Source organism: Mycobacterium sp. (assembly GCF_032159765.1).
Classification (GTDB): Bacteria; Actinomycetota; Actinomycetes; order Mycobacteriales; family Mycobacteriaceae; genus Mycobacterium.
Genome location: NZ_JAVHWM010000136.1, coordinates 37,837 through 63,316 on the forward strand (window position 1 = coordinate 37,837; position 25,480 = coordinate 63,316).

Here is a 25,480-nt window from a genome sequence, read left to right on the forward strand (position 1 = left end):
TCCGTCCTCTCAATCACTAAGCGGCGGGAAGTTCGGCGGCCGCTTCTCGAAGAAGCTCGTGATGCCCTCGATGAAATCCGGGCGCTGCATCGACTGGTGCATCAGCTTCTCCGCGATCGCGCTCGCTTCGAACACATCCCGCATAGTGTCTGCGTACACCTGCTGCTTGATCACCGCCAGAGAACTGGGTGCGCAATTCGCGGCGATGTCCTCCGCGTAGGCGATCGCACGCTGCATCAACTCCTCTCCAGCCAGCACCTCCTTCACCAGCCCGAGTTCTGCCGCCTCCTCCGCGAGAAACACGCGCCCCGTCAACAACAGATCGAGCGCCGCGCTCCAACCGACGATGCGCGGAAGTATCCACGAGATGCCGTACTCGGCGATCAGGCCGCGGCGCGCGAACGACGTGGTGAATTTGGCGCCTGCCGCGGCGAACCGGACGTCGCACATCAGCGCCTGGGTGAGCCCGATGCCTGCGCACGCGCCGTTGATCGCCGCGATGATCGGTTTACGAAGTGTGGTCACGAAATGCGGATGACGTTCGCCGACAAGCTTGTCCACATCGGTGCCGCCGGCGCTGTCGACCGTGGTGTTGCTGATCGTCGACAAGTCGCCCATGTCCGCGCCGGCGCAGAACGCGCGCCCCGCGCCCGTGAGGACGATCGCGCGCACGTTCGGATCGGCCTCGGCGCGGTCGAGACACGACCAGAAGGCGCCCGCCATGCCGCCGCCCCACCCGTTCATGCGTTCGGGCCGGTTCAACGTCAGCACGACGACGCCGGTGTCGAGCAGCTCGTAGAGGACTTTCTCGTCTTCTCGCAGGGCAGCCTCGGCGTCCGCCACGGTCATGTGCTCCTCGCGTACGCAGAAGTCACCTGGCCGGCCTCCTCACAAAGGGCTCTGAACTGGCTGTAGTCTCATACTGTACACCTATCGGTAGTGCCTTCCGCAATCATGCTTCGATCAGCCCGAACCGCTGATATGCCGCCCGGATCTGCGTCTTTGCCTCGTCCGGCAGGGTGGCCTGCGGCGGCCGGGACTCCGGATAGTCGCCGATCGGCAAACCGAGGATCGAGGCCGCGTACTTGAACGCGCCGCCCCAGTGTGTGAAGTAGTCCGGGCGACCCGGATAGCGCGTGAACCACCCCGCGATGTCGACCGTCAGTTGGTCGAGTCCCGTCGCGGCGGCGTAGTCCATCGCCTCGACCAACTTGTCGTTCCAGATCAGTTCCCAGTACTCCGTGAAGACGCGCCGCTGCGGCGTCTCGTGCAGGTAGCCGGTCGTCCCCAGTTGCCCTGGCCCGACGACGCCCTCGCGCAGCCAGCCCGCGCGGTAGACCGTCGTATCGCACTCCCAGATCACGAGTTCGGGCGCGAGGTTGTGAAGCACTCTGCTGTTGCCCGGCCGGAAGGCGCCCTCCTTCGTCGCGCAGACGGCCGGAATCTCGTCGACGATGCGTGCGCTCTCGGCGGCGTTCAGGACGTAACCCGACGACGGCGAGTTGAACATCCCCAGCGGGATGTCTGTGCGATCGGCGATGTAGCGGAAGAAGTTCAGCGCACCTTCGCCGCCGTGCAGCTCCATCATCGGTGTCTGGATGTAGACGATGTCGGCACCAGAATCCTGCGCGTGCTGGGTCAATTCCAGGCAGTCCTTCGCCGACAGCGCGGCCGTGCACGACTGGACGACGACGTCGGGGTTGATTGCCCGACTCTCCTCGATTGCGATCTCCAGCAAGCGTTTTCGCTCCGGGATCGTCAGCGACCAGAACTCGGCGACCCCGCTCGTCACCCAGAGCATCGGGTGGGCGAGGTCGCCGACGCAGTAGCGAACCAGTGTTCGGTATGCGTCCCAGTCGATCTCGTCGCCGTCAGCGCCGGAGAACGGCGTGTACAGCGAGTTCCCGATTCCCCGCAATGTGGTGTGGGCCCATGCTCGTGCGTCACGTGCCGTTGCCATTGATCACTCCTTAAGTGAAATCGCTACCACCGTCGACGTTGACGTTTGCGCCGGTCATGTATGAGTTGCGCTTTGAGGCCAAAAATGCTGCGACGGGACCGATCTCGTCGGGCAGCCCGGCGCGCGGCAGGTGGGCGGGATGGCCGAAGTGTTTGTCGATCGCGGCCATCAGCGCGTACGGATCGTTTCCGTCGACGCCCACTGTCGACGCCCACCCGACCAGAGATTCCGACGCCACACTGCCGGGCGACAGCACGTTGACAAGGATCTCGTCGGGGGCCAGCGCCAGCGACAAGTTCTTCGAGACGCTGTTCACCATCGCCTTCGCGGCCGTGTAGGCCGGCAGGATCACGCTCTGGCGCTGCGTGGAATGGGCCGAGAAGTTCACGATCCGCGCCCATTCCGCGTTGCGTAGCAATGGAAGTGCCGACCGCACACAATGCACCATGCCCAGCACGCCCTCGTCGACGGCTTGGCGCCACTGGTCGTCGGTCAGATCCTCGAAGTTGCCGACAGCTCCCGGCCCGACGGTGTTGATCAGCGCGTTGAGTTTCCCGTCCCACCGTGCACCGAGCTCGGCGAACACAGCATCAACCTGTGCGGCGTCGGTGACGTCGGCGACCAGCGCCACGGCGTCCGGGCTGCCGCGGCGCGTCAGATCCGCAACGGCTTCGTCGAGGACCGCGGGCGTCCGGCCGACGATCGCTAGCTTCGCGCCGTCATCGGCCAGGCAACGCGCGGTGGCCAAACCCATCCCGCGGCCGCCGCCGACCACGACGGCGGTTGCGTCTGTGAAACCGAGATCCATTGCGGCCTCCGCGCTCCGTCCATGCGATCCACGGTGATTCCCAGAAAAGCTTACTATAGGTGTTACGGTAGTAGATCGCCGGTACGGTTGGCCGGTTCATACGACGGGAGGCAACGCACCGTGGCAAGCAAGGCAACCGCCGAGAAACGCCAGCGGCGCGAGCGCGGTTCGATCAATCCCGAGGACATCATCCACGGCGCGTTCGAGCTTGCCGACGAGGTGTCCATCGACAACCTGAGCATGCCGCTATTGGGTAAGCATCTCGGCGTCGGCGTCACGAGCATCTACTGGTATTTCCGCAAGAAGGACGATCTTCTCAACGCGATGACGGACCGCGCGCTTCGCAGGTTCACGTTCGCGACACCGTACGTCGAGGCGGGCAACTGGCGCGAGTCGCTGCGCAACCATGCGCGGTCGATGCGCAAGACGTTCTTGAGCAGTCCGATCCTGACCGACCTGATTCTGATCCGCGGCGCGCTCAGCGCGAAGGTGCGGCGGTTGAGTGTGGAGCAGATGGAGAAGGCGATCCAGTCGCTGGTGGAAGCAGGCCTGTCGCCCGAGGACGCGTACGACACGTATTCGGCGGTGTCACTTCATGTCCGCGGGACGGTCGTGTTAGAACGACTGCAGGAAAAGACCCGCGAACTGGAAGGCTCCGAGCCGAGCGGCTTCGAACCTCGGGCGATCGACCCGGAGGTCGCACCGCTGATCGCCAAGCTGTCCGCCAAGGGCCATCGGCTGGCCGTGGCTGACGAGAAGAACTTCGAATACGGACTCAACTGCATCCTCGACCACGCCGAACGGCTGATCGAGGAGGGGCAGAAGGGCGCTCGCGCGCGCAAGATATCACCGAAGCGCTAGACCGTCGGCGTCCGCGGCCGTCGTCACAGTCGTAAGAGCCGTGTTTCGGCGAGTGCCACCGCCGAGATCTGCACCAGGGTTGTCGATCCGCGAAAATCACAGCCCTGGTGCAGATCTCGCGAACGGCCAGTGACGCGGGCAACCGACGCTAGACCTCGATGACGACTGCGCCGCCCTGACCGCCGCCGGCACACATCGCCGCAACACCGATTCCGCCACCGCGGCGCTGAAGTTCGTAGACGAGCGTCGTCACCATCCGCGCACCGGACGCGGCGATCGGATGCCCAAGGCTGCAACCACTTCCAGAGAAGTTCACCAGTTCCTCGTCAAGGCCGTACTCGCGGCACGCCGCGATCGGCACCGACGCGAAGGCCTCGTTGATCTCCCACAGCGCGACATCGGATGGCTTCAGACCCGCACGCTGCAGCACCTTGCCGATCACCTTGACCGCGCCCATACCACAGTCGCGCGGCGCGACACCGGCTGCGGCCCAAGCCCGTACAGTCGCCATCTTCGTCAGCTTCTCGGCGTCGGCATAAGCACTGTCAACGACCGCCACCGCCGCCGCCGCATCGTTGGTGCCGCTGCTGTTGCCGGCGGTGATCGAGAATCCATCGATCTCTGGATGCAGGACCTTCAGCCCGGCAAGCTTTTCGACGGTGGTGTCGCGGCGCGGGAATTCGTCGACACTGAAGTCGACGACCGACCCGTCGAACTGCTGGATCTTCATCGCAATGATCTCGTCGACGAACTTGCCCTCGTCGATCGCGGCGGTCGCGCGATGATGTGACCGCGCCGCCCACGCGTCCATTTCCTCGCGGCTGATGCCGACCTTCTGCGCGGTATTCCACCCGACCGTGATCGACATGTCCTTGCACGGCGCATCGGGCGTCTCCGGATGCGTCGGCGGCATCCACCGCTCCTCGAACTTCAGCTCGGGTCCGGGGATGCGCTGGTTCATCAGCGGCGTCATCGACAGCGACTGGACGCCGCCTGCGATCAGCGCGCGCTCCATTCCGGAGCCAATCTGTGCCGACGCGTTGCCGATGGCGGTGAGGCTGCCCGCGCAGTGCCGGTTCACGGACTGGCCGGGGATGTCCTCCATACCGGTCGCCGCTGCGGCATACCGGGCGAGATCGCCACCGCCGTAATGAGATTCGGCAATGATGATGTCGTCGAATGCGGCAGGATCGACGCCCGAGCGGCGCACGACCTCGGGAAGGACGGTGGTGAGAAGCGTCTCGGGTGTTGTGTTTACCAGCGTTCCCTTGAACGAACGGCCGATCGCGGTCCTGGCAGCAGCGACGATGACAGGTGTGGACATGGCTTCAACCTCGGGTTCGGTATCAAGGACTTTTCAAACGTAGCGTTACAAAAGTAGCAGATACTGTAGCGCTTTCGGGAGGTGGGCTGTGTCACTCCGGTTCGGGAACGGAGAAGTGCTCGTCGCGCAGCCGAAACGCCTCCTTGGTCCCGACCTGCGCGCGGGTCTTGACGAAGTTGAACTCGCCAGGCGCGAACTGCAGGTTTGTGCCGAAGGCGTGAAACAGGTAGCTCGCGACTTCCTCGCCCTGATACGCCTGGCTCTGCTCGACGAGCCGGAATGCTTCCTTCGCGATGACGACGCCGTCGGCGGGCATCTTCGCCGCCTTTTCCGCCCAGTAGCGCGCCCGCGCGGTCACTGAGCCGGGCTCGCAGGTCTCGGTGAAAATCCCCAGCTGCTCGACCTCGCCCGCCTCGATAATGTCGCCCGTCAACAGCAGACGCCGGGCCAGCACCGGGCCGAGCCGGTGGAAGAACATGTGCAGGCTGCCCAGCGCAGGACCGAGGAAGCGCGTCGCCGGCATGCCGATCCTGGTATCGCGGGCGATCACCGAGATGTCCGTCATCAGCGCGATCTCGAACCCGCCGCCCAGCGCGTAGCCGGCGATCTCCCCCACCGTGACCTTCGGGAAGCCCATCAGATTGTGATAGAAGCTGAACGACTTGCGGTCCACCGTCAGTCGCCGACGCTGGCTGGGCCGGCTCTTTTTCTCCCGCGCGTCCGGAGCTGTATCGCCATACCAGCCGTACGCGTTGTTCATATCCGCACCGGTGGAGAACACGCCGTCGACGCCCCGCAGCAGCACCACGGTCAGGTCGTCGTCCTCGGCAACGCGGTCCAGGCAGCGGGCAAGCGCGTCGCGCATCGCGGCGTCGTAGGAATTGCGCTGCTTGGGGTTGTTCAGGGTGATCGTGGCGATCCGATTGTCTGGGTCCACGTCAAAGAGAACGCGGTCATCGCTCATGCGTGGGCTCCGTTCGTCGAAATCCGTTTGGCCTCAATCGTCTTGTCCCGACCGACAGCCAGCGTGTTGCGGCGCGCGACGGCGAGGTGGTCCTGTGCGAGCCGCGTGGCCCGATCCGGCTGGCCATCACGGATCGCATCAACAAGCCGTTGATGGTCACGCAGCGCGGCGCGCATCGTTTTGGCGGTCATCAACGAGTCGTCGCCCCACACCGCCGATTCGTGCGCAGACCAGATCAACGACAGCGATCCGATCAAAAGGATCATCGGCTCATTGCCGCAGCGCGACACGATCGCCTCATGGAACCGACGGGCGTTCGGCACGTATTGCGAAGCGTCGTCGAATTGCTCTGTCTGCCGCGTGATCTCGGCCTCCAGATACGGCACGACCTCGGTCGACCGGTCGTCGCGGGCGGCGCACATACCCGCGCAAACGGGCTCGAGGTACAGCAGCGCTCCGCTGACATCGGCTGGCGTCGCCGAGCGCGCCTGCAGCACCATGCTGATCATCTGCGCGGTTCGCTCGGCAGACGGGACGTGCACCACAGCGCCGCCGACATTGCCCCGCCGCACCGAGATCAGTCCGTCGGTTTCCAGGATCCGAATCGCCTCGCGCAGGGCCGGCGGGCTCACACCGAACTCCGAGAACAATGTCTCCTGCGACGGCAGCACGTCGCCTTCCTTCAGACGACCGGACAAGATTTCCTCGCGCAGCTGCGACGCAACAAGCTCAGCGACCCGCGGCTGGCGGATGCGTTGCGGCGCAGAACGACTCACGCGGAGCCACCTCGCGTGGCGAACAGCGCCACGCTCAGCTTCTCGGGCGGCATGGCCACCGCCTTCATCTCGCCGATGCACAACACCTCTTCGCGGTCCAGAAGACGAGCCGTTGACGTGATCGCACGTTCCACCTCGCTGCGCACGACGTCGAAACGCAGTTCCGTCAGCACAGGCGTCGGCCGCCGGTACGTCACCGTCAGTGTGCGCGTCCTGCCCGACAAGGCTTCAGCGCAGTTCTGGTGCTGGGTAACGCAGTCGAAGAACACGCCGAGAAAGCCGCCATGCACGTACCCAGGCGGACCCTCGAACACCAGAGGGAACGTCACCGTTCCCGACGCCGTCTCGGCGTCCAGATGGTCGAAGCTGTACTCGGGAAAGCAGGGATTGAACGCGCCGATGTCGAACGCGTGCGCAAGGTAGATGCGCTTCGTCTCATCATCTGTACGCATCCTCGGCGCGCTGTCAGGCGGAATCGCTGCGCCGAGTTCACGTTCCCAGTCTGCGAACTGGACGAGCATGGCGTCGACCGTCGGGTGCGGATGCTCCAGCGCGAGAAGCAGGCTTGTCAGACGCCGGATCGCTGCGGCCGCGGCGACCGTCTGCGCAAGCGGCAGTTCCCCGAACCGGCGGTCCTCGTTCTCACTCGCCACATTGCTCCTCGCGCCCCGGGACCTATCCTTGCTAACTTATACAAGATAGTACTGTTATAGCGTACTGTATGAGCAACCGTAAAGGTGAGAAGGGTTGGCGGTGGCTGACGACGGCTCGGTGACGGCGCAGCGCGATGCATCGGTGCTGCGTATCACGCTCGACCGTCCGGCACAACGCAATTCGCTGAGCCACACGATGGTCGACGCGCTGGTGGCCATCCTCACCGACGCCGCACTCGACGGTTCGCTCCGCGCCGTCCACATCACCGGCGCGGGCGGCGACTTCTGCGCCGGCGCCGATCTGGGTGCCCCGAACCGCGACGGCCCACGGCCACGCGCCGGCGACATCGTTCGGCGCATACCGCACACCGCGCATCGCGTCATCGAGCTGATCCACACGATCCACCTGCCGGTTGTGTGCAGCGTGCGCGGCTACGCGGTGGGCCTGGGATGCAACCTCGCGCTGGCCGCCGATTTCACCGTGGCCGACGCCGGCGCGGTCTTCTGGGAGCCGTTCATGGCGCGCGGGTTTACCCCCGACTCGGGAGCGACCTGGCTGCTGCCCCGGCTCGTCGGGTTGACGAGGGCCAAGGAGATGCTGTTGCTCGGCGACAAAGTGACCGCGGCGGATGCGGCGGAGTGGGGCCTGATCCACCGCTGCGTTGCCGACGGGCAGCTGGACGCGACCGCTGCCGAGCTGCTGGATCGGCTGGCCAATGGCCCCACGGTGGCGATCGGGCTGACCAAACAGGCCATCGCATCCGCCCAGCACGCGACGCTGAGCCAGGCGATGTCACAAGAGCTCTTCAACGTCGAGCTCTCCAGTCGCACGGGCGACTTCAAGGAGGGCATGTCCGCGTTCAAGGAACGACGAACGCCGCGTTTCGACGGCCGATAAGCGTACGAAGGGAAATTCCGTGGCAGACCACTCGTTTCAGGACATCAAGTACGAAGTCGATGGACGCAAGGCGACGATCACGCTGAACCGGCCGAACGCACTCAACGCGCTCAGCCCGCACATGATCACCGAGCTGCGCTCCGCGTATCGCGAAGCGGAGAACGACGACAATGTCTGGCTGCTGATCGTCACCGCCACCGGCAGCGGGTTCTGCACCGGCGCCGACGTCAGCGAGATCCGCGAAGACGGCAAGGTGCTCAACGAGCGTCCATTCCTGTCGACGTACGAACAGTGGGAGGCACCGCAGGAAGGCACGCCACCGTTTCGCACGATGGCGAAGCCGGTTCTCGTCGCCGTCAACGGAATCTGCTGCGGCGCAGGACTCGACTGGGTCACCACGGGTGACATCGTGATCGCGTCCGAGAAGGCCACCTTCTTCGACCCGCACGTCAGCATCGGCCTTGTCGCGGGTCGCGAGGTGGTCCGGCTGGCGCGCGTGCTGCCACGATCGATCGCATTGCGCGCGGCGTTGATGGGCAGGCACGAGCGGATGAGCGCGCAGCGCGCGTACGAGCTGGGTCTGATCAGCGAGATCGTCCAGCACGAACGGCTTCTCGAGCGCATCCACGAGATCGCAGACATCGTGAACTCGAACGCGCCTCTCGCGGTCCGGGGCACCCGGCTGGCCATCGTGAAAGGCCTCGACCTGCCCCTGCATGAAGCAGAGATGCTCGCCGAGTCGTTCCGTGAGCGCAACTTGCACACCGAGGATTCGTTGGAGGGCCCAAAGGCTTTCATGGAGAAGCGCACTCCGAACTGGCAATGCCGATGAGCACCGATGAGCCTCTCGGGCGAAGAGGCAACAGCCTCTTCGAGACCATCCTGCTCGAGATCGATGCCGCCGACCACGTCGCGACGATTACGTTGAACCGGCCCGAGACACTCAACGCGTTCAACAGGGCGATGTGCGAAGAGATGGCCGAGGCGTGGCGCGCCGTCAAGCTGGATGACGCGGTGAACGCCGTCGTGCTGCGTGCAGCCGGAACACGCGCTTTCAGTACGGGTTTGGATATCAAGACGCCCTTTGGCCAGCCGGCCAACGTATGGAATCACGAGGATCCCGGCGAACCGCTCAGCCCGAAATGGCAGAAGATGTTCAAGCCGGTCGTATGCGCTGTCCAGGGCATGTGCACCGCGGGCGCGTTCTATTTCGTCAACGAATCCGACGTCGTCATCTGCTCCACCGACGCCTCGTTCTTCGACTCGCACGTGAGCGCAGGCCTGGTCTGCGCACTGGAGCCCATCGGGCTGATGCGTCGCGTCGGCCTGGGTGAAGCGTTGCGCATCGCGCTGATGGGCAACAGCGAGCGCGTCAGCGCCGACACTGCTCTTCGCATCGGTTTGGTGACGGAAGTCGTTGCACCCGAACAGCTGTGGCAGCGGGCTCATGAGATCGCGGCGACCATTGCCGGCTGCCCTCCGACGGCGACCCAGGGCACGGTCAAGGCGATCTGGGAATCCCTCGACAAGCCCTACCGCGCGGCGATGGAACAGGGGCTCATCTACACGCGGCTCGGCAATCCGATCGCGAAGACCGAATTGGCTTCGCAGACCGCGCGTCCCGTCGACCCGAGGGTCCGATGACCGAGCATCGGCTCAGCCGGCGAATCGCGCATGTGTTGGGGCTGCAGCCCGACGCAACGGCGATTGAGTATGAGGGGCAATGGAGTTCGTGGAGTAGCGTCGGCGACGCAGCGCACCGGATCGGCGCACTCACCACAGGCGGCATGCAGGTCGGAATCCTGCTGCGAAATCGACCCGTCCACGTGGCAGCACTTCTTGGCGTGCTGCAGAGGGGCGCATGCGCCGTCGTCATCAACCCGGGACGCGGCGACGACCGCATCAGAGCCGACATCGACGGACTCGGGCTGCCTCTGATCGTCGGCGCGCCCGACGACGTGGCCGCACTCGTCACGCCGTCCGCCCAGACGAGTGTGGCAACGATCACGCGCCTCGACGACGACCCAGTCGTCGCGGGTGGTGGTGCGGCGGACGGCGGCCGTCCCGGCGTGGCGGTGCGGATGCTGACCAGCGGAACCACCGGGCCGCCCAAGCGCATCGACCTCACCTACGACATGTTGGCCCTCAGCGTGATGGGCGCCGACGACACCCCGGCGCCGACGCGACTGCGCAGCGGCGTCGCCATCGTGAACGCACCACTCGTTCACATCGGGGGCGTGTTCCGCGTGCTGCAATGCGTCTGCGAGGCGAGGTCTTTCGCGCTGCTGGAAAAATTCGACCTCGACCTCTGGACGGACGCCGTCCGCCGGCACCAGCCCAAGGCCGTATCGCTCGTGCCCGCGGCATTGCGCATGGTGCTGCATTCCGATCTCACCCGCGATGACCTGGCCAGCATCCGTGCGGTCACCTCGGGCACCGCGCCGCTATCAGCCGACGACGCCGACGCGTTCACCGCGAAGTTCGGCATCCCGGTATTAACATCCTATGCGGCAACGGAATTCGGTGGCGGCGTGGCCGGTTGGACGCTTGCTGATTACCAGACGTTCTGGCACAAGAAGCGAGGCAGCGTCGGGCGCTCCACCCTGGGGGCACAGCTGCGGGTGGTCAGCGATGACGGCCGCCCGCTCGGTCCTGACGAACCTGGTCTGCTGGAGGTCAAGCCCGGCCAGTTGGGTCCGACGACCGAGTGGATCCGGACTACCGACATCGCCCGCATCGACGCCGATGGCTTCCTGTGGATCGTCGGACGCGCGGACCAGGCCATCATCCGCGGCGGGTTCAAGATCATGCCCGAGGACGTCCGCAGTGCGCTTGAGAGCCACCCTGCGGTGCGCGGAGCGGCCGTGGTCGGCCGGCCCGACGGGCGTCTCGGTGAAATACCCATTGCGATGGTCGAATTGCGTCATGGGGCGTCCGTGGATGCTTCAGCGATCGCCGAGTTCGTCGGCACCCGGCTGGCGCGCTACGAGGTTCCCGTCGAGATCGCGATCGTCGACACGATCCCGAGAACTCCCTCCGGCAAGGCTGATTTGAGCGCAGTGAAGCGATTCTTCACCGGCGAGCATGCCCGCTAGCGCGTTAACGGTCGCCGGCGTCCTGCGGGACCAGGCACGCGAGCGGGGTGAGCACCCGCTGCTGATCTGCGACGCCGACACGATCAGCTACGCGGAGGCCGAACGCCGTTCGGCGCTGCTGGCCCGCGGGATGATCGCGCTCGACATCGGCAAAGGCACGCACGTGGGTCTGCTCTACCCCAACGGGCCGGACGTCGTCGTCGGCATGCTTGCTGCTGCGCGGATCGGTGCGGTGGTGGTGCCGTTCTCCACGTTCGCGACGGCGCGCGAACTTCACGAGCAGCTTCTCGACAGCGACGTGGCGCTTCTGCTGACGTCCGCGTCCTACCGTTCCCACGATTACGTGCAGCGGCTCGCCGAGGTGATGCCAGATGTCGATCTCGTCTCTGGCGAAAGGCTTTTCACCGCTGCCGTGCCTGCGCTGCGCAGGGTGTTCGTCGGCTTCGAGGAGATCGTGGGGTTGGCAGAGACGGTCGATGCCGCCCTCTTGCCGGCCATGGAAGACGACGTCGACGGCAGCGATCTGCTGGCGATCGTGTACACCTCGGGGTCGACCAGCAAGCCGAAGGGCGTGATGCACACTCACGCGGGATTGCTTGGACATCAGCGCAATCTCGATGACCTTCGCGGCTTGACCGCCGATGTGCGGCTGTTCTGCAACTCGCCGTTCTTCTGGATCGGCGGAATCGGGTTCTCAGTATTGGCAACTCTTCTCGCGGGTGCGACGCTGTTGTGCTCGAATGCGGCTGATCCGGACGAGGTGCTCGACTTTCTCGAGGCCGAAAAGCCCACAATGACCAATGGTTTCGCTGCGGGTGTTGCACATCTGGCCCGTCATCCCAGTTTTCCCAGCCGCGACCTGTCGTCGATGCGGGCTGGCAACCTGTACCCGATCATGCCGCCGGACGTGCGTCCCACCGATCCTGACTTGCGGCACAACATGCTCGGGATGACCGAGACAGGCAGCGTGAACCTGCTCAGCCGCGACACGTCCGACCAGCCCGAGCACCGGCGCGGGTCGTTCGGCAAGCCGGCACCAGGCTTCGAGACCAGGGTGATCGCGGTCGACACCGGCGAGCCGGCGGACGTCGGGGAGGTTGGAGAACTCTGGGTCCGTGGCCCCTACGTGATGCAGCGATATCACCGCCACAGCCGCGAGGAGTGCTTTGACGCCGATGGGTGGTTTCCCACAGGCGATCTCGTGCACACAGACGCGGAGGGCTTCCACTACTTCATCGGCAGACGCGGCGCGATGATCAAGACAGCAGGCGCCAACGTGTCACCGCCGGAGGTCGAGAAGGCCATTGCCAGGGTGACGGGCGGGGCCGTCGCGCATGTCATCGGCCTGCCTGACTCCGAACGCGGGCAGATCGTTGCCGCAGCGGTGGTGGTCAGCGACGTCGAGAAATTCGACGAGGCGGCGCTGCGCGACGGGCTGCGGTCGGAGCTCTCGGCGTACAAGGTCCCGCGGCGGTTCATCGCACTGACGGGAGCCGACGTTCCTCTCATGTCGAGTGGCAAGGTCGACCTACCCGCGCTACGAAAGATGTTCGATGCCTGAGCAATCGACCATCGACGAGATCGTGAGAACTCAAGCGGCGCGGCGTGGCCCGCATGACGCGGTAATCGACACCGCCGGCCGGATCACTTACGCCGAACTGGATTCGTCCACGCGCGAACTTGCCGCGGTGTTCGTCGAGGCGGGCGTCGGCAAGGGAACCCGGGTCGGCTTGATGATGCCGAACGGAGTGCGCTGGGTGCAGTTCGCCATCGCAATCATGCGCATCGGTGGCGTGCTGGTGCCGCTGAGCACGCTGCTGCAGGCCAGGGAGTTGATGGCGCTGCTGGGCGCCGCATCGGTGCAATCCCTGCTCTCGGTGGAAGAGTTCCGGGGGCACCGGTATCTCGACGAGCTCCGCTCTGAGCTGGGCACTGCCGAGCTGGGTGATCCGGTGCGGCATCCGAAACTGCCTGCGCTGCGCCATGTCTGGACCCCTGATCTCGTTGTTCGGGGACCCCCGGGCGAGGGAGCCGCTCGCGTCGTCGACGCCATGACCGCATCGGCGTGCCCGAGTGACCCGTTGGCCATCATGTTCACCTCGGGCAGCAGCGGACCGCCGAAAGGCGTTGTGCATTCACACGGCAGCGCGCTCGGTGCGGTCAGTTCGGGTCAACAAGCGCGCTGCATCGACTCGAACACCTGCCTCTACATCCCGATGCCGTTCTTCTGGGTGGGCGGACTGGCGGGCGGCGTGATTTCTGCGCTGCTGGCCGGGGCCACGCTGATCACCGAAGAGGTGCCGCAACCGGAGACCACGCTGCGGCTGCTGGAGCGCGAACGTGTCACGCTCTTCCGCGGCTGGCCCGATCAGGCTGAAGCGCTTGCACGTCAAGCTGATTCGGTGGGTGCGGATCTGTCGGCGCTGCGAGGCGGCAGTCTGGAAGCCCTGCTGCCACCCGAGCAACGGGGCGCACCGGGAGCGCGGGCAAAGCTGTTCGGGATGACCGAGTCGTTCGGGCCGTACTGCGGTTACCGCGCCGATACCGACATGCCTCGGTCCGCGTGGGGCAGTTGCGGCAGGCCGTTCGACGGGATGGAAGTTCGGGTCGTCGACCCTGAAAGCGGCGCGCCCGTGCCAACTGGCTCGGTGGGGATGATCCAGATCCGTGGACCCCACACGCTGCGCGGTGTCTGCCGGCGCAGCCGCGAAGACTTGTTCACCACCGACGGGTTCTATCCGACAGGCGACCTGGGACACCTCGACGACGACGGCTTCATGTTCTATCACGGGCGGTCCGACGACATGTTCAAGGTCAGCGGCGCGACGGTCTATCCGAGTGAGGTCGAGCAGGCACTGCGGACGATCGAGGGCGTTGACGGCGCGTTCGTCACCGATGTCGACGGCGTGGTCGGAGCCGTCGTGGTGTGCGGCGCCGAGACGACCGCCGACGACCTGCGTTTGTCGGCGCGAAAGGTGCTGAGTTCCTTCAAGATTCCGTCGGTGTGGCTGTTGGTGGACTCCGACGAGGCGATCCCCCGGAAAGCCACGGGCAAGGTCGACGTGCGGCAGCTGCGCGAACTCCTCTCGACCGCGAGCAGACGCGGAATCGCATTACCGGAGGGGTAATCGTGCGATTTAGTGTCTGCTCGCCACGCTCGGCGGGGGTCAGTCCTTCGTCGCCTTAATGAAGTAGCCGCGCGGCACCCCGGGTACGTCGAGCGGCACCACGGGGTGGTCCCACCTGTGCCATGCATTCCCGGGTTCGGCGACGTCGGTGACCTTCGCCGACCAACCCCGGCCCTCGATGAGCTCGGCAGGGCGGTCGGTGGCGAAAAGCCAAGGCGCGCCGATCTGTTTCATGAAACCCAGCGTGGGCTTCAGAAAGTCGGCGTGCAGCAAGGTCTCACCAACGGTCTCGTACAACAGGATCGACCCCGGCGACGACAGCGCGTCGATGCGCGCGAACAATGTGTCGACGGCGGGTGCATCAAGGTACTGCAGAAGTCCCTCCACGAGCCACACCGTCGTCGCAGAGGCGTCAAAGCCGTGTGCTTGCAACTCCGTTGGCCAGTCGTCGGCCAGGTCGACACCTACGGAGACCCTCTGGCACCGCGGTGACTCACCGGCGAGCCGGTCGGCCTTGAGACCCATGACCGCGGGTTGGTCGATTTCATACACGGTGGTTCCGGCTTGCCAGTCAAGGCGGTACGCACGCGAGTCCATCCCGGCGGCCAGAATGACAACCTGCGACACACCCGCGGCGTTGATGCCCAGCAGCGTTTCGTCCCAGAACCGTGTGCGGATGATGATCTGCGCCGACTGCTTGCCCGTGATCGCTTCGGCTTCCGCCAGCAGCGCGATGCCCTCCTTGCCGGCTAGCCGCTCGGCGAACGGATCGGTGAACAGCCGATCCTCCTGCTGTGATTCTTCGGCCCGCATCGCGGCGACGAGCAGTCCCGTCGCGGCTACCCCAACTCTGGTATCCATGCCGCCATCATGCCTATGCCCGACCTAGTCGGTAAACCGCGTTGACTCTGCGCTCAGGGCGGGTCCTACTCGCACTTCTGCGCCACAGACGCAGAGTCAACGCTCAGACCAGCGAGTAGCGGATCGGCAGATGCTTGAGCCCGCCGACGAACGTCGTTGCCATGTGTTGAGGTGCGTCAGTGAGCTCGATCGCGTCGAGTCGGGGCAGCAGCTCGCTGAAGAAGCTGTTGACCTCCATCCGGGCCAGCGCCGCACCGAGGCAGAAGTGCACACCGTAGCCGAAGGCGACGTGCTTGTTGGGCTCGCGGCCGACATCGAATCGGAATGGGTCGGCGAACACGTCTTCGTCGCGGTTGCCCGACGCATAGGACAGCAGCACCGACTCGCCCGCGGCAATCGGCACCCCGCGAACGGTGGTGTCCTCGGTCGCGGTTCGCATGAATGACTTGACCGGGGTGACCCAGCGGATCATCTCTTCGGTCGCCTTCGGCATCAAGGACAGCTCATCTCTCAAACGCGTTCGCTGGTCAGGGTTTTCGACAAGGCCCAGCAGCCCACCGGAGATCGTGGCGCTGGTGGTGTCGTGGCCGGCCGTCGCGATGATCAAGTAGTAGGACAGCGTGTCGATGTCGGACAGCAGCTCGCCGTCGATGCGGGCATTAGCGATCGCCGACGCCAGATCCTCCGTCGGACTCTCGCGGCGCGACGACGTGACCCGCTGGAAGTATTCGAACATCTCCATCAACGCAGGCAACTGAGACTCGACGTCAGCGCCGCGTTTGAACTCGTCGTCTTCGGCACCGAAAAGCTCCTGGGTGAGCTTGAGCATGAACGGGAAGTCCGACTCCGGCAGACCGAGCAACGACAAGATGACGTACAGCGGGTAGTTGACGGCGACTTCCTGGACGAAGTCGCATTCGGAGCCCAGGCCGGCCATCTTGTCGACGTAGATCTTCGCGAGTTCGTCGGTTCGCGTCTTCAACGCGCGCATCGCTTTCGGCCGGAACCAGTCCGCGCCGATCGCACGCACGTCCCTGTGCTGGGGGTCGTCCATGTGGATCAGAGTGCGCACGCCCGCCGATGCCTGGAACTCGTCGCCCTCGATGGTCGCCAGCACCGGTCGCGGCCAGTTCGTGAAAATCGTATTGGCGCGCTCGATTTCCATGATGTCCGTGTACTTGGTGATCGCCCAGAACGGCCGGTACTTGGGCACCTCGACCCACGACACTGGCGCATTGGCACGCAGGTGGGTCAACGCCGCGTGCAGCCGTGGTTCGTCGGCGTAAGCCTTCGGATCCGCGAACACATTCGCGGCTTCGTCGATCACTCGCGTGGCCATCAACACTCCTCTGTGTCTACCGTCGCACTTACTGTAACGCTCTACACGTCTCGGCGAAACTGCCGACGCATCAGCGGGCGCCGTTGTCGCGGATTCGCGCCAGGTGCTTCACCATCGGTGCGACTCCGGCGGTGAAATGCTCCGACATCGCCGCCCGCGCGCGTTCTCCGTCCCGCGCGGCGAGCGCGGCGATTACCCGTCGGTGGTCCTTGATGGACCGAGCCGGCCAGCCCTCGACCGCGGGAAACACCGATTCCGGTGCGTACCGAGTGATCTGGCCCATGAGCTGGGAGAGCTTGGGCGATTCGGCAGCCACGTTGACGGCGCGATGCCATTCGTGGTTGAGCCGCACCGCGCTCTCGTGGTCTTCGGTCCCATAGGCCTGCTCGAGCTGCTTTTGAATCTCTTTGAGCTCCGCGAGCTGGGCGTCGGTGATGTTCGACGCCGCCCGCGCGGCCAGCTCGCCCCCAATGTGCGCCTGCACGCTGGAGACGTCGGCGATGTCGCGGTCGGTCACCGGCAGCACCATGAAGCCGCGGTGCGGCCGCTGAACGAGCAGGCCCTCGGCGCGAAGCCCCAGCAGCGCCTCACGAACCGGCGTCACGCTGATGCCCAATTCGGCCGCGAGCTGCTCGAGCCTGATGTACTCCCCCGCCGCGTATCTGCCCTCGAAGATCCGCTGCCGCACGTGGCGCGCAACGTCTTCCGACAGCTGCGGGCGTGCCGCGAAATCGGCCGCCGTCACTGCGCTATCTCCTCTTCGCGCAAGCGGCTCATAGGGCGTATTCCGCCAGCAGCCGCTTGCTGATGATCTGCTTCTGAATCTCGCTGGTCCCTTCGCCGATGAGCAGGAACGGGGCGTCACGCATCAGCCGCTCGATCTCGTATTCCTTGGAGTAGCCGTATCCGCCATGGATGCGGAAGCTCTGTTGGGTTACCTCAGAACAGAATTCGCTTGCCAGGTACTTGGCCATGCCCGCTGCCACATCGTTGCGTTCGCCCGAGTCTTTGAGTCGTGCGGCATTGACCATCATCAGGTGCGCGGCCTCGATCTTCGTGGCCATCTCGGCGAGCTGGAACGCGATGGCCTGATGCTCCGCAATGGGCTTGCCGAATGTCGACCGCTGTTGCGCATAACGGACCGCGAGCTCGAACGCGCGGATTCCCACCCCGCAGGCCCGGGCGGACACGTTGACGCGGCCGACCTCGATCCCGTCCATCATCTGGAAGAACCCCTGGCCGGGTGCACCGCCCAGAACGTCGTCGGCGCTGGCGGCATACCCGTCGAAGATCAGCTCCGTGGTGTCGATGCCCTTGTAGCCGAGCTTGTCGATCTTGCCGGGGATCGTCAGGCCCGGCTTGACTTCGCCGAAACCCGTTGGCTTCTCGACGAGAAACGCCGTCAGGTTGCGATGCGGCTTGTCCGCACCTTCGTCGGTGCGCACCAGCACGGCAATCAGCGTCGAGCTGCCGCCGTTGGTCAGCCACATCTTCTGGCCGTTGATCGTGTAGTCGCCGTTGGCGTTTCGCGTCGCTCGGGTACGGATCGCGGCGACGTCGGAGCCGAGCTCCGGTTCGGACATCGAGAACGCGCCGCGCGCGTCACCGGCGGCCATCCGGGGCAGGTAATGCTGCTTCTGTGCATCGGTGCCGTGCTGGCGCAGCATGTAGGCGACGATGAAATGCGTATTGATGACGCCCGAGATGCTCATCCATCCGCGGGCCAGTTCCTCCACGCACAGCGCATAGGTCAGCAGCGACTCGCCGAGTCCGCCGTACTCTTCGGGAATCATCATCCCGAACAGACCCATCTCCTTCATCTGGTCGACGATTTCGGTCGGATAGGTGTCGGTGCGTTCCAGCTCGGGCGCGTTGGGGATCACTTCCTTGTCCACGAACTGGCGGACGGTGGCGATGATCTCGGTCTGAAAGTCGGTGAGGCCCAGTGTCTGAGCGAGTTTGGTCAAGGCGTTCTCCTCTTGTCCTCAGATTGTTCCCGCGTCGGTCAGGCGCGCGATCTCGTCGGGACTCAGCCCGAGCCGGTCGGTGAGCAGCGTGGACGTGTGCTGCCCCAGGGTCGGCGCGGGACCCGTCGACGGGTGGGCGCCGTCGAATGCAGCGGGCATGCCCGGCGCTAAGTATTCGCCGACCCCAGGCTGATCGAGCCTGCTGAACAACGGATTTCGTGTCACGCGGTCATCCGATGCGACCTCTGCGAATGTCCGGTACCGCTCGAACAACACGGACTTGGCGGACAACGCCTCGGTGACCTCGGCGGCGGTATGCCGGCGGAACCAGGTGGCGAACAGTCCGGAGAGCGCGTCGCGGTACGTGTACCGCTGACCCTCGTCGCTGAAGTCGACGCCGAGCGCCTCGCCCATGGCAGCCACCGCCGCCGCCGTCCCCGTGACTTCCATGAGATCGCGAAAGTGCCTGCCCGTCAACGCGACAACCATGAATCGGGCGCCGTCGCCGCTCGTGAAATCCTGGCCGTACTGTCCGTAGATCGCGTTGCCCAGCCGCGGTCGCTCGGTGCCGAGGATCTGCGGCTCGCTGAGGAACCCGAGGTGCCCGCCGATCGCAAGCGCGACGTCCTCCAGCGGCAGGGTCACCTTGGCGCCGTCTCCGCTGCCGTCACGGCGCAGGACGGCCGCGGTGACCGCGAGCGCCGCGTACAGGCCGCAGCAGACATCCCAGGCCGGAAGTACGTGGTTGATCGGACCGGCGTGATCGGCAGGGCCGGTGACGAATGGGAACCCGATGGCCGCGTTGACCGTGTAGTCGACACCCGTGGACCCGTCCGTGCGGCCGAGCAGCTGGACGTGGATGACGTCCGAGCGCAGCGTGGCGAGCGTGTCGTGTGACAGCCAGTCGAACGTCGTGTTGGTGACGACGATGCCATCGCCTTCGACGATGAGCCGCTGGATCAGCTTCTGCCCTTCGGGTGAACGCAGATCGATTGCCGCCGAGCGCTTTCCCTTGTTGAGACCCGTCCAGTAGATCGACGTGCCGCTCTCGGCAAGGGGCCAGCGGCGGTAATCGGCGGCCCCCCCGATCGGGTCGACGCGGATCACCTCGGCACCGAGCTGAGCGAGGGTGACCCCGCACAGTGGCGCAGCGACGAAGCTGGACACCTCGACGACGGTGACGCCGTCCAGCGGTAAACTCACTGGCGGTGCCGCTCGAAGATCGCGGCCAGACCCTGACCGCCGCCGATGCACATGGTCTCCAACCCGTACCGGCCGGAGCGCCGATTCAGTTCCCGCGCAAGCGTCGCCAGCATGCGGCCACCGGTGGCGCCCACGGGGTGCCCAAGCGAGATCCCGGACCCGTGGACGTTGGTGCGCTCGTGGTCGGCGGAGGTGAACTTCCATTCCCGCATCACCGCCAGTGCCTGCGCGGCGAAGGCCTCGTTGAGTTCGATGAGGTCGATATCGGCCAACTGCAGGCCGGCCTTGGCGAGCGCAACCTCGGTCGCAGGCACCGGTCCGATGCCCATCACGTTCGGGGCGACACCGGCGACACCCCAGGACACCAGGCGCACCAGCGGCGTGAGGCCCAGATCGCTGGCCTTCTCCGGCGTCGTGACGATGCACATCGACGCCGCGTCGTTCTGCCCGCTCGAGTTCCCCGCTGTGACGGTGGCGTCCGGATCCTCTTTCAGCAGAACAGGTTTCAGTTTGCCAAGCGCCTCGACCGATGTATCGGCGCGCGGATGTTCGTCGGTGTCGACGAGCTCGTCGCCCTGGCGGGTACGCACGGAGACGGGGATGATCTCCTCAGCGAGGATGCCGTCCTTCTGCGCGGCCACGGCACGCTGATGCGACATCACCGCGAGCTCGTCCTGCTCCTCGCGAGGGATGGAGTACTGCCGTCGCAGGTTCTCGGCGGTCTCCAGCATGCCGCCAGGGACCGGGTAATGGCGGCCACCCGCGGTGCTCCGGCCGCGGGCGAGCCCGTCGTGCACCTTCACGCCGCCACGGGGGGGTCCCCAGCGCATGTCCGTCGAATAGAACGCGACGTTGCTCATGCTTTCGGCCCCACCGGCGATCACAATGTCGTTGTCGCCGTTGAGAACTTGCATGCATGCCTGGATCACCGCCTGAAGCCCCGATCCGCAACGGCGATCCACCTGCATTCCCGGCACCGTTACCGGCAAACCGGCATCGAGGGCCACCACACGCCCGATCGCCGGCGCCTCGCTGTTCGGGTAGCAGTGTCCGAGGATCACGTCCTGCACCGCGTCGGGGGCGAGCCCGGTCCTGTCCAACAATCCCTTCAGCGCCGCGACACCGAGCTCAACCGCGCTGAGCGCCTTGAACATTCCTCCGTAGCGGCCGATCGGCGTCCGTACGGGCTCGCAGATCACGGCCTCGCACGTGCTCATATGTGCCTCCCGCCGGTGACCTCGAGGACTGTGCCGGTCATGTATGACGACAGATCACTGGCGAGAAACAAGGCAACCTTGGCCACTTCGTCGGGCTCGCCGGCGCGGCCCATCGGCACCTCAGCCAGCTTCTCGTCCCAAATCCGTTGGGGCATGGCCTCGGTCATCGCCGAGCGGATCAATCCCGGCTGGATCGCGTTGACCCGCACACCGAGGTGGGCGAGTTCCTTTGCCGCGGCCTTGGTGAGCCCGACGATGCCCGCCTTGGCCGCCGAGTAGTTGGTCTGGCCGACGAGTCCGACCTTGCCCGAGATCGACGACATGTTCACGATCGCGCCGCGCTTGTTCTCCCGCATGATCGCCGCGGCGGCCTTGGTTCCGTTCCAGGTGCCCTTAAGGTGGACCGCGATCACCTGGTCGAACTGGTCCTCGGTCATCTTGCGGATGGTCGCGTCGCGGGTGATGCCGGCGTTGTTGACCATGATGTCGAGGCCGCCGAAGCGCTCGATCGCGGCGGCCACCAGTGCGTCGACGTCTGCCGCCTGCGTCACGTCGCACCGGATTGCGGCCGCTACCGAAGGGCCGCCGAGCTTTTCGGCCGCCGCCTCGGTGGCGCCGAGGTCGAGATCGCCGAGAACAACCCGCGCGCCCTCGGCGACGAAGCGTTCTGCAATTGCGAATCCCAGGCCCTGCGCACCGCCGGTGATCACCGCGGTTTGACCGCTCAGCATCGCCACCTGTCACCCCTTCTGTTTTGACCCCACTCGTCGAGGCGCATCATATTTCATATATGATTTCGCCCGCCGACCGGCACCGCGAGCAGACACAAAATCGCACGATTCGAGCCGAATTTGTGCGAGTTTGCGTCTGCTCGCGATGGAGAGGGCGGGAGAGGAGACACACATGGCCACACCCGAAGTCGTCAGCGATGAGGATTTCGCCGACATCCTTGCCCAGACTCGGCAGTTCGTCCGCAGCGCCGTGGTTCCGCGCGAGCAGGAGATTCTCGACGAGGACAAGGTTCCCGACGACCTTCGTGACCAAGCCAAGAAGATGGGCTTGTTCGGATACGCGATCCCCCAGGAATGGGGAGGCCTCGGCCTCAGCCTCGCCCAAGATGTCGAGCTGGCAATGGAATTGGGCTATACGTCGCTGGCGCTGAGGTCGATGTTCGGTACCAACAACGGGATCGCCGGGCAGGTGCTCGTGGGCTTCGGCACCGACGATCAGAAGGCCCGCTGGCTGGAGGGGATGGCCTCCGGTGAGGTCGTCGCCTCGTTCGCGCTCACCGAACCAGGCGCAGGCTCAAACCCTTCAGGCCTGCGCACCAAGGCAATTCGTGACGGTGCCGACTGGCTGATCTCCGGGCAGAAGCGCTTCATCACCAACGCCCCGACGGCGGATTTGTTCGTCGTATTCGCCCGCAGCAGGCCCGCCGACGACAAGGGCGCGGGCATCGCCGTTTTCCTCGTCCCCGCCGACACCCCCGGCGTTGACGTCGGCGCCAAGGACGCCAAGATGGGTCAGGAAGGCGCATGGACGGCCGACGTCAGCTTCGACGACGTCCGCGTTCCCGACGAGGCGCTGATAGGCGGCACCGAGGACGTGGGGTACCGCGCGGCGATGATCTCGCTGGCGCGCGGACGGGTGCACATCGCCGCGCTGGCCGTCGGCGCTGCCCAGCGTGCGCTCGACGAGTCCGTCACCTACGCCGCATCCGCCACGCAGGGCGGCACCCCGATCGGCGAATTTCAGCTCGTGCAGGCGATGATCGCCGACCAGCAGACTCAAGTGATGGCCGGCCGCGCGCTGGTCCGCGAGGCCGCGCGCCTGTGGGTCACCGACGAAGACCGCCGCATCGCCCCGTCGGCCGCGAAGCTGTTCTGCACCGAGATGGCAGGCCAGGTCGCCGATCTCGCGGTGCAGATCCACGGCGGCACCGGCTACATGCGCGGCGTGCCGGTCGAGCGGATCTACCGCGAGGTCCGTCTGCTCCGGCTTTACGAGGGCACCAGCGAAATTCAGCGCCTGATCATCGGCGGCGGACTGGTGAAGTCGGCGCAGCGCCGGCTGTCGTAGGCTCGGCACCTATGACCGGCCGGATCGAAGGCAAGGTGGCATTCATCACCGGCGCGGCTCGCGGGCAGGGCCGCGCGCACGCCGTCCGGATGGCCTCCGAGGGCGCCGACATCATCGCCGTTGACATCGCCGGAAAACTGCCGGCCTGCGTACCGTACCCGCCAGCGACCCAGGACGACCTCGACGAGACGGCCCGACTGGTCGAGAAAGCAGGACAGCGCATCTACGCGTCGGCCGTCGACACCCGTGACGCCGACGGACTCCGGGAAGCCGTCGAGGCCGGCGTCGATGCGTTCGGACGTCTCGACATCATCGTCGCAAACGCCGGCATCGCTCCGCCGGCAGTGTGGAACGAGATTACGCCCGAGGCGTTCCGCGACGTGCTCGACGTCAACGTGACCGGTACGTGGAACACGGTGATGGCCGGAGCGCAGAAGATCATCGACGGCGGACGGGGCGGATCGATCATCCTCATCGGGTCCGCGGCTGGGATCAAAGTTCAGCCGTTCATGCTGCATTACGTCGCGAGCAAGAACGCGGTGGTCGGGATGGCCCGTGCCTTCGCCGCCGAACTCGGGCGGCACCGCATACGCGTGAACAGCGTCCACCCCGGGCCGGTGAACACCGCGATGGGCGCCGGCGAGATGGTCGCTGCCACCATGACAGCCAACGAGACGAATCCGCATCTAGCACATATGCTCACGCCATTCCTGCCGAATTGGGTTGCAGAGCCTGAAGATATCGCCAACGCCGCGCTATGGCTGGCCAGCGACGAAGCGCGGAACGTGACGGCGACCGAGATCTCGGTCGACCAGGGCTCCACGCGATACTGAAGCGCTAAAGACCTCGAGCAGTGGCGATCTCGTCGATCAACTCCAGAACGCCCAATTCGCGGATCGCCTGGCAGCCGCGGCTGAGCATCACCGCCATCATCTCGTTGCCGCGCTCGGTGGACGCCGCGAACGCGCATCCCAACGTGGTGATGAGCGGCGCCTGCAGCATGCCGAGGCGATAATCCCGCCAGCAGGTGTCGCGGTCGTAACCCGTTACGCCATAACGCAGTAGCGCGTCATAGTAGGAGTCGACAAGCTCGTCCTCGGACGCGGCGCGCAGTTCGGGCGACAGGCTGGTCGCGGTGAAATACGACAGGTCTCTGGCGGGCAGGCCCACACCCAGCGTCTGCCAGTCGACGACAGTGACGCGGTTCTTGTCGGGATCGAACAGCAGGTTGTCCAAGCGGTAGTCACCGTGCATCAACGAGTATCGGCCTGGCTCGGCCATCAGCCACGGATAGACCACGCTCATTGCCTGCGTTGCAGTTTCGCGATCCTGCGCTCGGACGCGGTCGCCGAGCTTTTCCAGCGTCATGTCGACGGCCATCCGGGCGACATCCCCGAGCCCTTTGAAGCCGTCGACGTTGCCCGGCATCGGCATCGCGATCTCGCTGAGGTCCAACCATTGCGAGTCGCACCAACTCGGTCCGTGCAGGCCGGCCAGCGCGACCACCGCCAGCTGCGCCTCCTCAAGACTCGAACCCGCGATCTGATCGCCCTGCACGGCCGGCGACATGTCGGCGAGCAGCAACGCGAATTCGCTTCCGTCCCCGGTGATGTCGGAGTAAAAGCAGCGTGGCGTCGGCACCGCCAGTGCGGCGACAACCTTTGCGTAGAAAGCGACTTCGCTGAGGTATCCGAGCGTGACCCCGCCCCGCACCGCGTCGTCTTGGGCGGGCATCTTGATGACGAATGTTCCAGGCAGCCCTGCAGGATTCGCGCCGTACGTCGCCGTGATCCGGTACGTCGCGCCAGTTTGACCGGTGCCCACCGGGACGACGTCGACGTGCTCGACGTCAGCACCCAGCACAGCCGACAGCCACTCGCCGCTGACATCTGCTGGACGAGAGGGAATCATCGCCGCTGCTTTCCCTTCACGATCATTCGCGCCATCGACCGCTGCAACAGACTTGGAGACAACCGCGCGAACCTCCACCCCAGCCGGGCAACCCGAGGCTCGACGAGCATGGCCCGTTTTCGCTCGACGGCCCGCAGCACGTCGCGGGCCAATTCGTCCGCGTTGTAGGCGGAGCCCTGCCCAGTGAGAAAGAAGCTCCTGCCTTCGAAATCGCCGACTCCGCCCTTGTCGAGGATCGGTGTCTCGACGGCACCGGGGCACACCACGAGCACGTTGACGCCGTGGCGTAAAGCCTCGGCCCTCAACCCGAGCGACAGCCCGACCACGGCGTGTTTGGTCATGGAGTAGCTGACCAGACGCCCCCCGGGCACAAGGCCCGCCAGCGACGCGGTGTTGATGATGTGTCCGTGGCCCTGCCGAATCATCAAGGGATAGG

The 25,480-nt window shown here is 65.5% G+C and carries 25 protein-coding genes; 9 read left to right on the plus strand and 16 right to left on the minus strand.

Features of this window, described 5'->3' with window-relative positions; all coding sequences use genetic code 11:
* Positions 1 to 9: 9 nt before the first annotated feature.
* The 3 genes from QOH60_RS15960 to QOH60_RS15970 form a co-directional block, all read right to left on the minus strand.
* A complete protein-coding gene (locus QOH60_RS15960; protein WP_526422034.1) occupies positions 10 to 849 on the minus strand; it encodes an enoyl-CoA hydratase in 840 nt (279 codons plus the stop codon).
* A 103-nt stretch (positions 850 to 952) separates the two neighbouring features.
* On the minus strand, positions 953 to 1,960 hold the full coding sequence (locus QOH60_RS15965) for a dihydrodipicolinate synthase family protein (RefSeq protein WP_526422036.1): 1,008 nt from the start codon (positions 1,958 to 1,960) through the stop codon (positions 953 to 955).
* Positions 1,961 to 1,970: 10 nt separating this feature from the next.
* Positions 1,971 to 2,768: an SDR family NAD(P)-dependent oxidoreductase gene (locus QOH60_RS15970; RefSeq protein ID WP_526422038.1), complete on the minus strand. Its 798-nt coding sequence runs from the start codon at positions 2,766 to 2,768 to the stop codon at positions 1,971 to 1,973.
* A gap of 120 nt (positions 2,769 to 2,888) precedes the next feature.
* On the opposite strand from QOH60_RS15970, the gene QOH60_RS15975 reads away from it, so the two are divergent.
* The gene (locus tag QOH60_RS15975; protein ID WP_526422040.1) at positions 2,889 to 3,629 is read left to right on the plus strand and encodes a TetR/AcrR family transcriptional regulator; all 741 of its coding nucleotides are present in this window, start codon (positions 2,889 to 2,891) and stop codon (positions 3,627 to 3,629) included.
* Between the two features lie 148 nt (positions 3,630 to 3,777).
* Here the strand turns inward: QOH60_RS15975 and QOH60_RS15980 are convergent, their stop codons facing one another.
* The 4 genes from QOH60_RS15980 to QOH60_RS15995 form a co-directional block, all read right to left on the minus strand.
* Positions 3,778 to 4,953 carry a thiolase family protein gene (locus QOH60_RS15980; protein WP_526422042.1) on the minus strand — a complete coding sequence of 392 codons (1,176 nt, stop codon included), beginning with the start codon at positions 4,951 to 4,953 and terminating at the stop codon, positions 3,778 to 3,780.
* Positions 4,954 to 5,044: 91 nt separating this feature from the next.
* Positions 5,045 to 5,917 carry an enoyl-CoA hydratase/isomerase family protein gene (locus QOH60_RS15985; RefSeq protein WP_526422044.1) on the minus strand — a complete coding sequence of 291 codons (873 nt, stop codon included), beginning with the start codon at positions 5,915 to 5,917 and terminating at the stop codon, positions 5,045 to 5,047.
* Positions 5,914 to 6,693, minus strand: coding sequence for a FadR/GntR family transcriptional regulator (locus tag QOH60_RS15990; RefSeq protein ID WP_526422046.1), 780 nt, complete (start codon positions 6,691 to 6,693; stop codon positions 5,914 to 5,916). The genes QOH60_RS15985 and QOH60_RS15990 overlap by 4 nt, the downstream gene beginning before the upstream one ends.
* Positions 6,690 to 7,346, minus strand: coding sequence for a hotdog family protein (locus tag QOH60_RS15995; protein ID WP_526422048.1), 657 nt, complete (start codon positions 7,344 to 7,346; stop codon positions 6,690 to 6,692). Before QOH60_RS15995 ends, QOH60_RS15990 begins: the two co-directional genes overlap by 4 nt.
* A 100-nt stretch (positions 7,347 to 7,446) precedes the next feature.
* Between QOH60_RS15995 and QOH60_RS16000 the strand changes: the two genes are divergently transcribed.
* The 6 genes from QOH60_RS16000 to QOH60_RS16025 are packed head-to-tail and all read left to right on the plus strand — an operon-like array spanning position 7,447 to position 14,467.
* Entirely contained in the window at positions 7,447 to 8,244 is a 798-nt protein-coding gene (locus tag QOH60_RS16000) for an enoyl-CoA hydratase/isomerase family protein (protein ID WP_526422050.1), read from the plus strand.
* 19 nt (positions 8,245 to 8,263) lie between these two features.
* Entirely contained in the window at positions 8,264 to 9,076 is an 813-nt protein-coding gene (locus QOH60_RS16005; RefSeq protein WP_526422053.1) for an enoyl-CoA hydratase/isomerase family protein, read from the plus strand.
* On the plus strand, positions 9,067 to 9,888 hold the full coding sequence (locus QOH60_RS16010) for an enoyl-CoA hydratase/isomerase family protein (protein ID WP_526422055.1): 822 nt from the start codon (positions 9,067 to 9,069) through the stop codon (positions 9,886 to 9,888). Before QOH60_RS16005 ends, QOH60_RS16010 begins: the two co-directional genes overlap by 10 nt.
* Entirely contained in the window at positions 9,885 to 11,339 is a 1,455-nt protein-coding gene (locus QOH60_RS16015; protein WP_526422057.1) for a class I adenylate-forming enzyme family protein, read from the plus strand. The genes QOH60_RS16010 and QOH60_RS16015 overlap by 4 nt, the downstream gene beginning before the upstream one ends.
* On the plus strand, positions 11,329 to 12,900 hold the full coding sequence (locus tag QOH60_RS16020) for a class I adenylate-forming enzyme family protein (RefSeq protein ID WP_526422059.1): 1,572 nt from the start codon (positions 11,329 to 11,331) through the stop codon (positions 12,898 to 12,900). The genes QOH60_RS16015 and QOH60_RS16020 overlap by 11 nt, the downstream gene beginning before the upstream one ends.
* On the plus strand, positions 12,893 to 14,467 hold the full coding sequence (locus tag QOH60_RS16025) for a class I adenylate-forming enzyme family protein (RefSeq protein WP_526422062.1): 1,575 nt from the start codon (positions 12,893 to 12,895) through the stop codon (positions 14,465 to 14,467). The genes QOH60_RS16020 and QOH60_RS16025 overlap by 8 nt, the downstream gene beginning before the upstream one ends.
* A 39-nt stretch (positions 14,468 to 14,506) precedes the next feature.
* On the opposite strand, the gene QOH60_RS16030 is transcribed toward QOH60_RS16025, so the two are convergent.
* From QOH60_RS16030 to fabG, 7 genes are all read right to left on the minus strand, one after another.
* Entirely contained in the window at positions 14,507 to 15,328 is an 822-nt protein-coding gene (locus QOH60_RS16030; protein ID WP_526422064.1) for an SAM-dependent methyltransferase, read from the minus strand.
* A 103-nt stretch (positions 15,329 to 15,431) separates the two neighbouring features.
* Positions 15,432 to 16,667: a cytochrome P450 gene (locus QOH60_RS16035; RefSeq protein ID WP_526422066.1), complete on the minus strand. Its 1,236-nt coding sequence runs from the start codon at positions 16,665 to 16,667 to the stop codon at positions 15,432 to 15,434.
* Between the two features lie 70 nt (positions 16,668 to 16,737).
* Entirely contained in the window at positions 16,738 to 17,412 is a 675-nt protein-coding gene (locus QOH60_RS16040) for a GntR family transcriptional regulator (protein ID WP_526422068.1), read from the minus strand.
* Positions 17,413 to 17,440: 28 nt separating this feature from the next.
* The gene (locus tag QOH60_RS16045) at positions 17,441 to 18,634 is read right to left on the minus strand and encodes an acyl-CoA dehydrogenase family protein (protein ID WP_526422070.1); all 1,194 of its coding nucleotides are present in this window, start codon (positions 18,632 to 18,634) and stop codon (positions 17,441 to 17,443) included.
* Positions 18,635 to 18,652: 18 nt separating this feature from the next.
* Positions 18,653 to 19,837 (minus strand): CoA transferase, encoded by a 1,185-nt coding sequence (locus QOH60_RS16050; protein ID WP_526422072.1) that lies wholly within the window; start codon positions 19,835 to 19,837, stop codon positions 18,653 to 18,655.
* Positions 19,834 to 21,054 (minus strand): thiolase family protein, encoded by a 1,221-nt coding sequence (locus QOH60_RS16055; protein WP_526422074.1) that lies wholly within the window; start codon positions 21,052 to 21,054, stop codon positions 19,834 to 19,836. Before QOH60_RS16055 ends, QOH60_RS16050 begins: the two co-directional genes overlap by 4 nt.
* The gene (fabG, locus tag QOH60_RS16060; protein ID WP_526422086.1) at positions 21,051 to 21,785 is read right to left on the minus strand and encodes a 3-oxoacyl-ACP reductase FabG; all 735 of its coding nucleotides are present in this window, start codon (positions 21,783 to 21,785) and stop codon (positions 21,051 to 21,053) included. The genes QOH60_RS16055 and fabG overlap by 4 nt, the downstream gene beginning before the upstream one ends.
* A 172-nt stretch (positions 21,786 to 21,957) precedes the next feature.
* Here fabG and QOH60_RS16065 point away from each other — a divergent pair, with 172 nt between their 5' ends.
* Positions 21,958 to 23,133, plus strand: coding sequence for an acyl-CoA dehydrogenase family protein (locus tag QOH60_RS16065; protein WP_526422076.1), 1,176 nt, complete (start codon positions 21,958 to 21,960; stop codon positions 23,131 to 23,133).
* Positions 23,134 to 23,144: 11 nt separating this feature from the next.
* Positions 23,145 to 23,966: a mycofactocin-coupled SDR family oxidoreductase gene (locus QOH60_RS16070; protein ID WP_526422078.1), complete on the plus strand. Its 822-nt coding sequence runs from the start codon at positions 23,145 to 23,147 to the stop codon at positions 23,964 to 23,966.
* A 4-nt stretch (positions 23,967 to 23,970) separates the two neighbouring features.
* Here QOH60_RS16070 and QOH60_RS16075 read toward each other — a convergent pair whose 3' ends face one another.
* Entirely contained in the window at positions 23,971 to 25,044 is a 1,074-nt protein-coding gene (locus QOH60_RS16075; protein WP_526422080.1) for a phosphotransferase family protein, read from the minus strand.
* Positions 25,041 to 25,480 (minus strand): SDR family NAD(P)-dependent oxidoreductase (locus tag QOH60_RS16080; protein ID WP_526422082.1); only part of this gene is annotated, 440 nt, incomplete at its 5' end. The genes QOH60_RS16080 and QOH60_RS16075, both read right to left, overlap by 4 nt.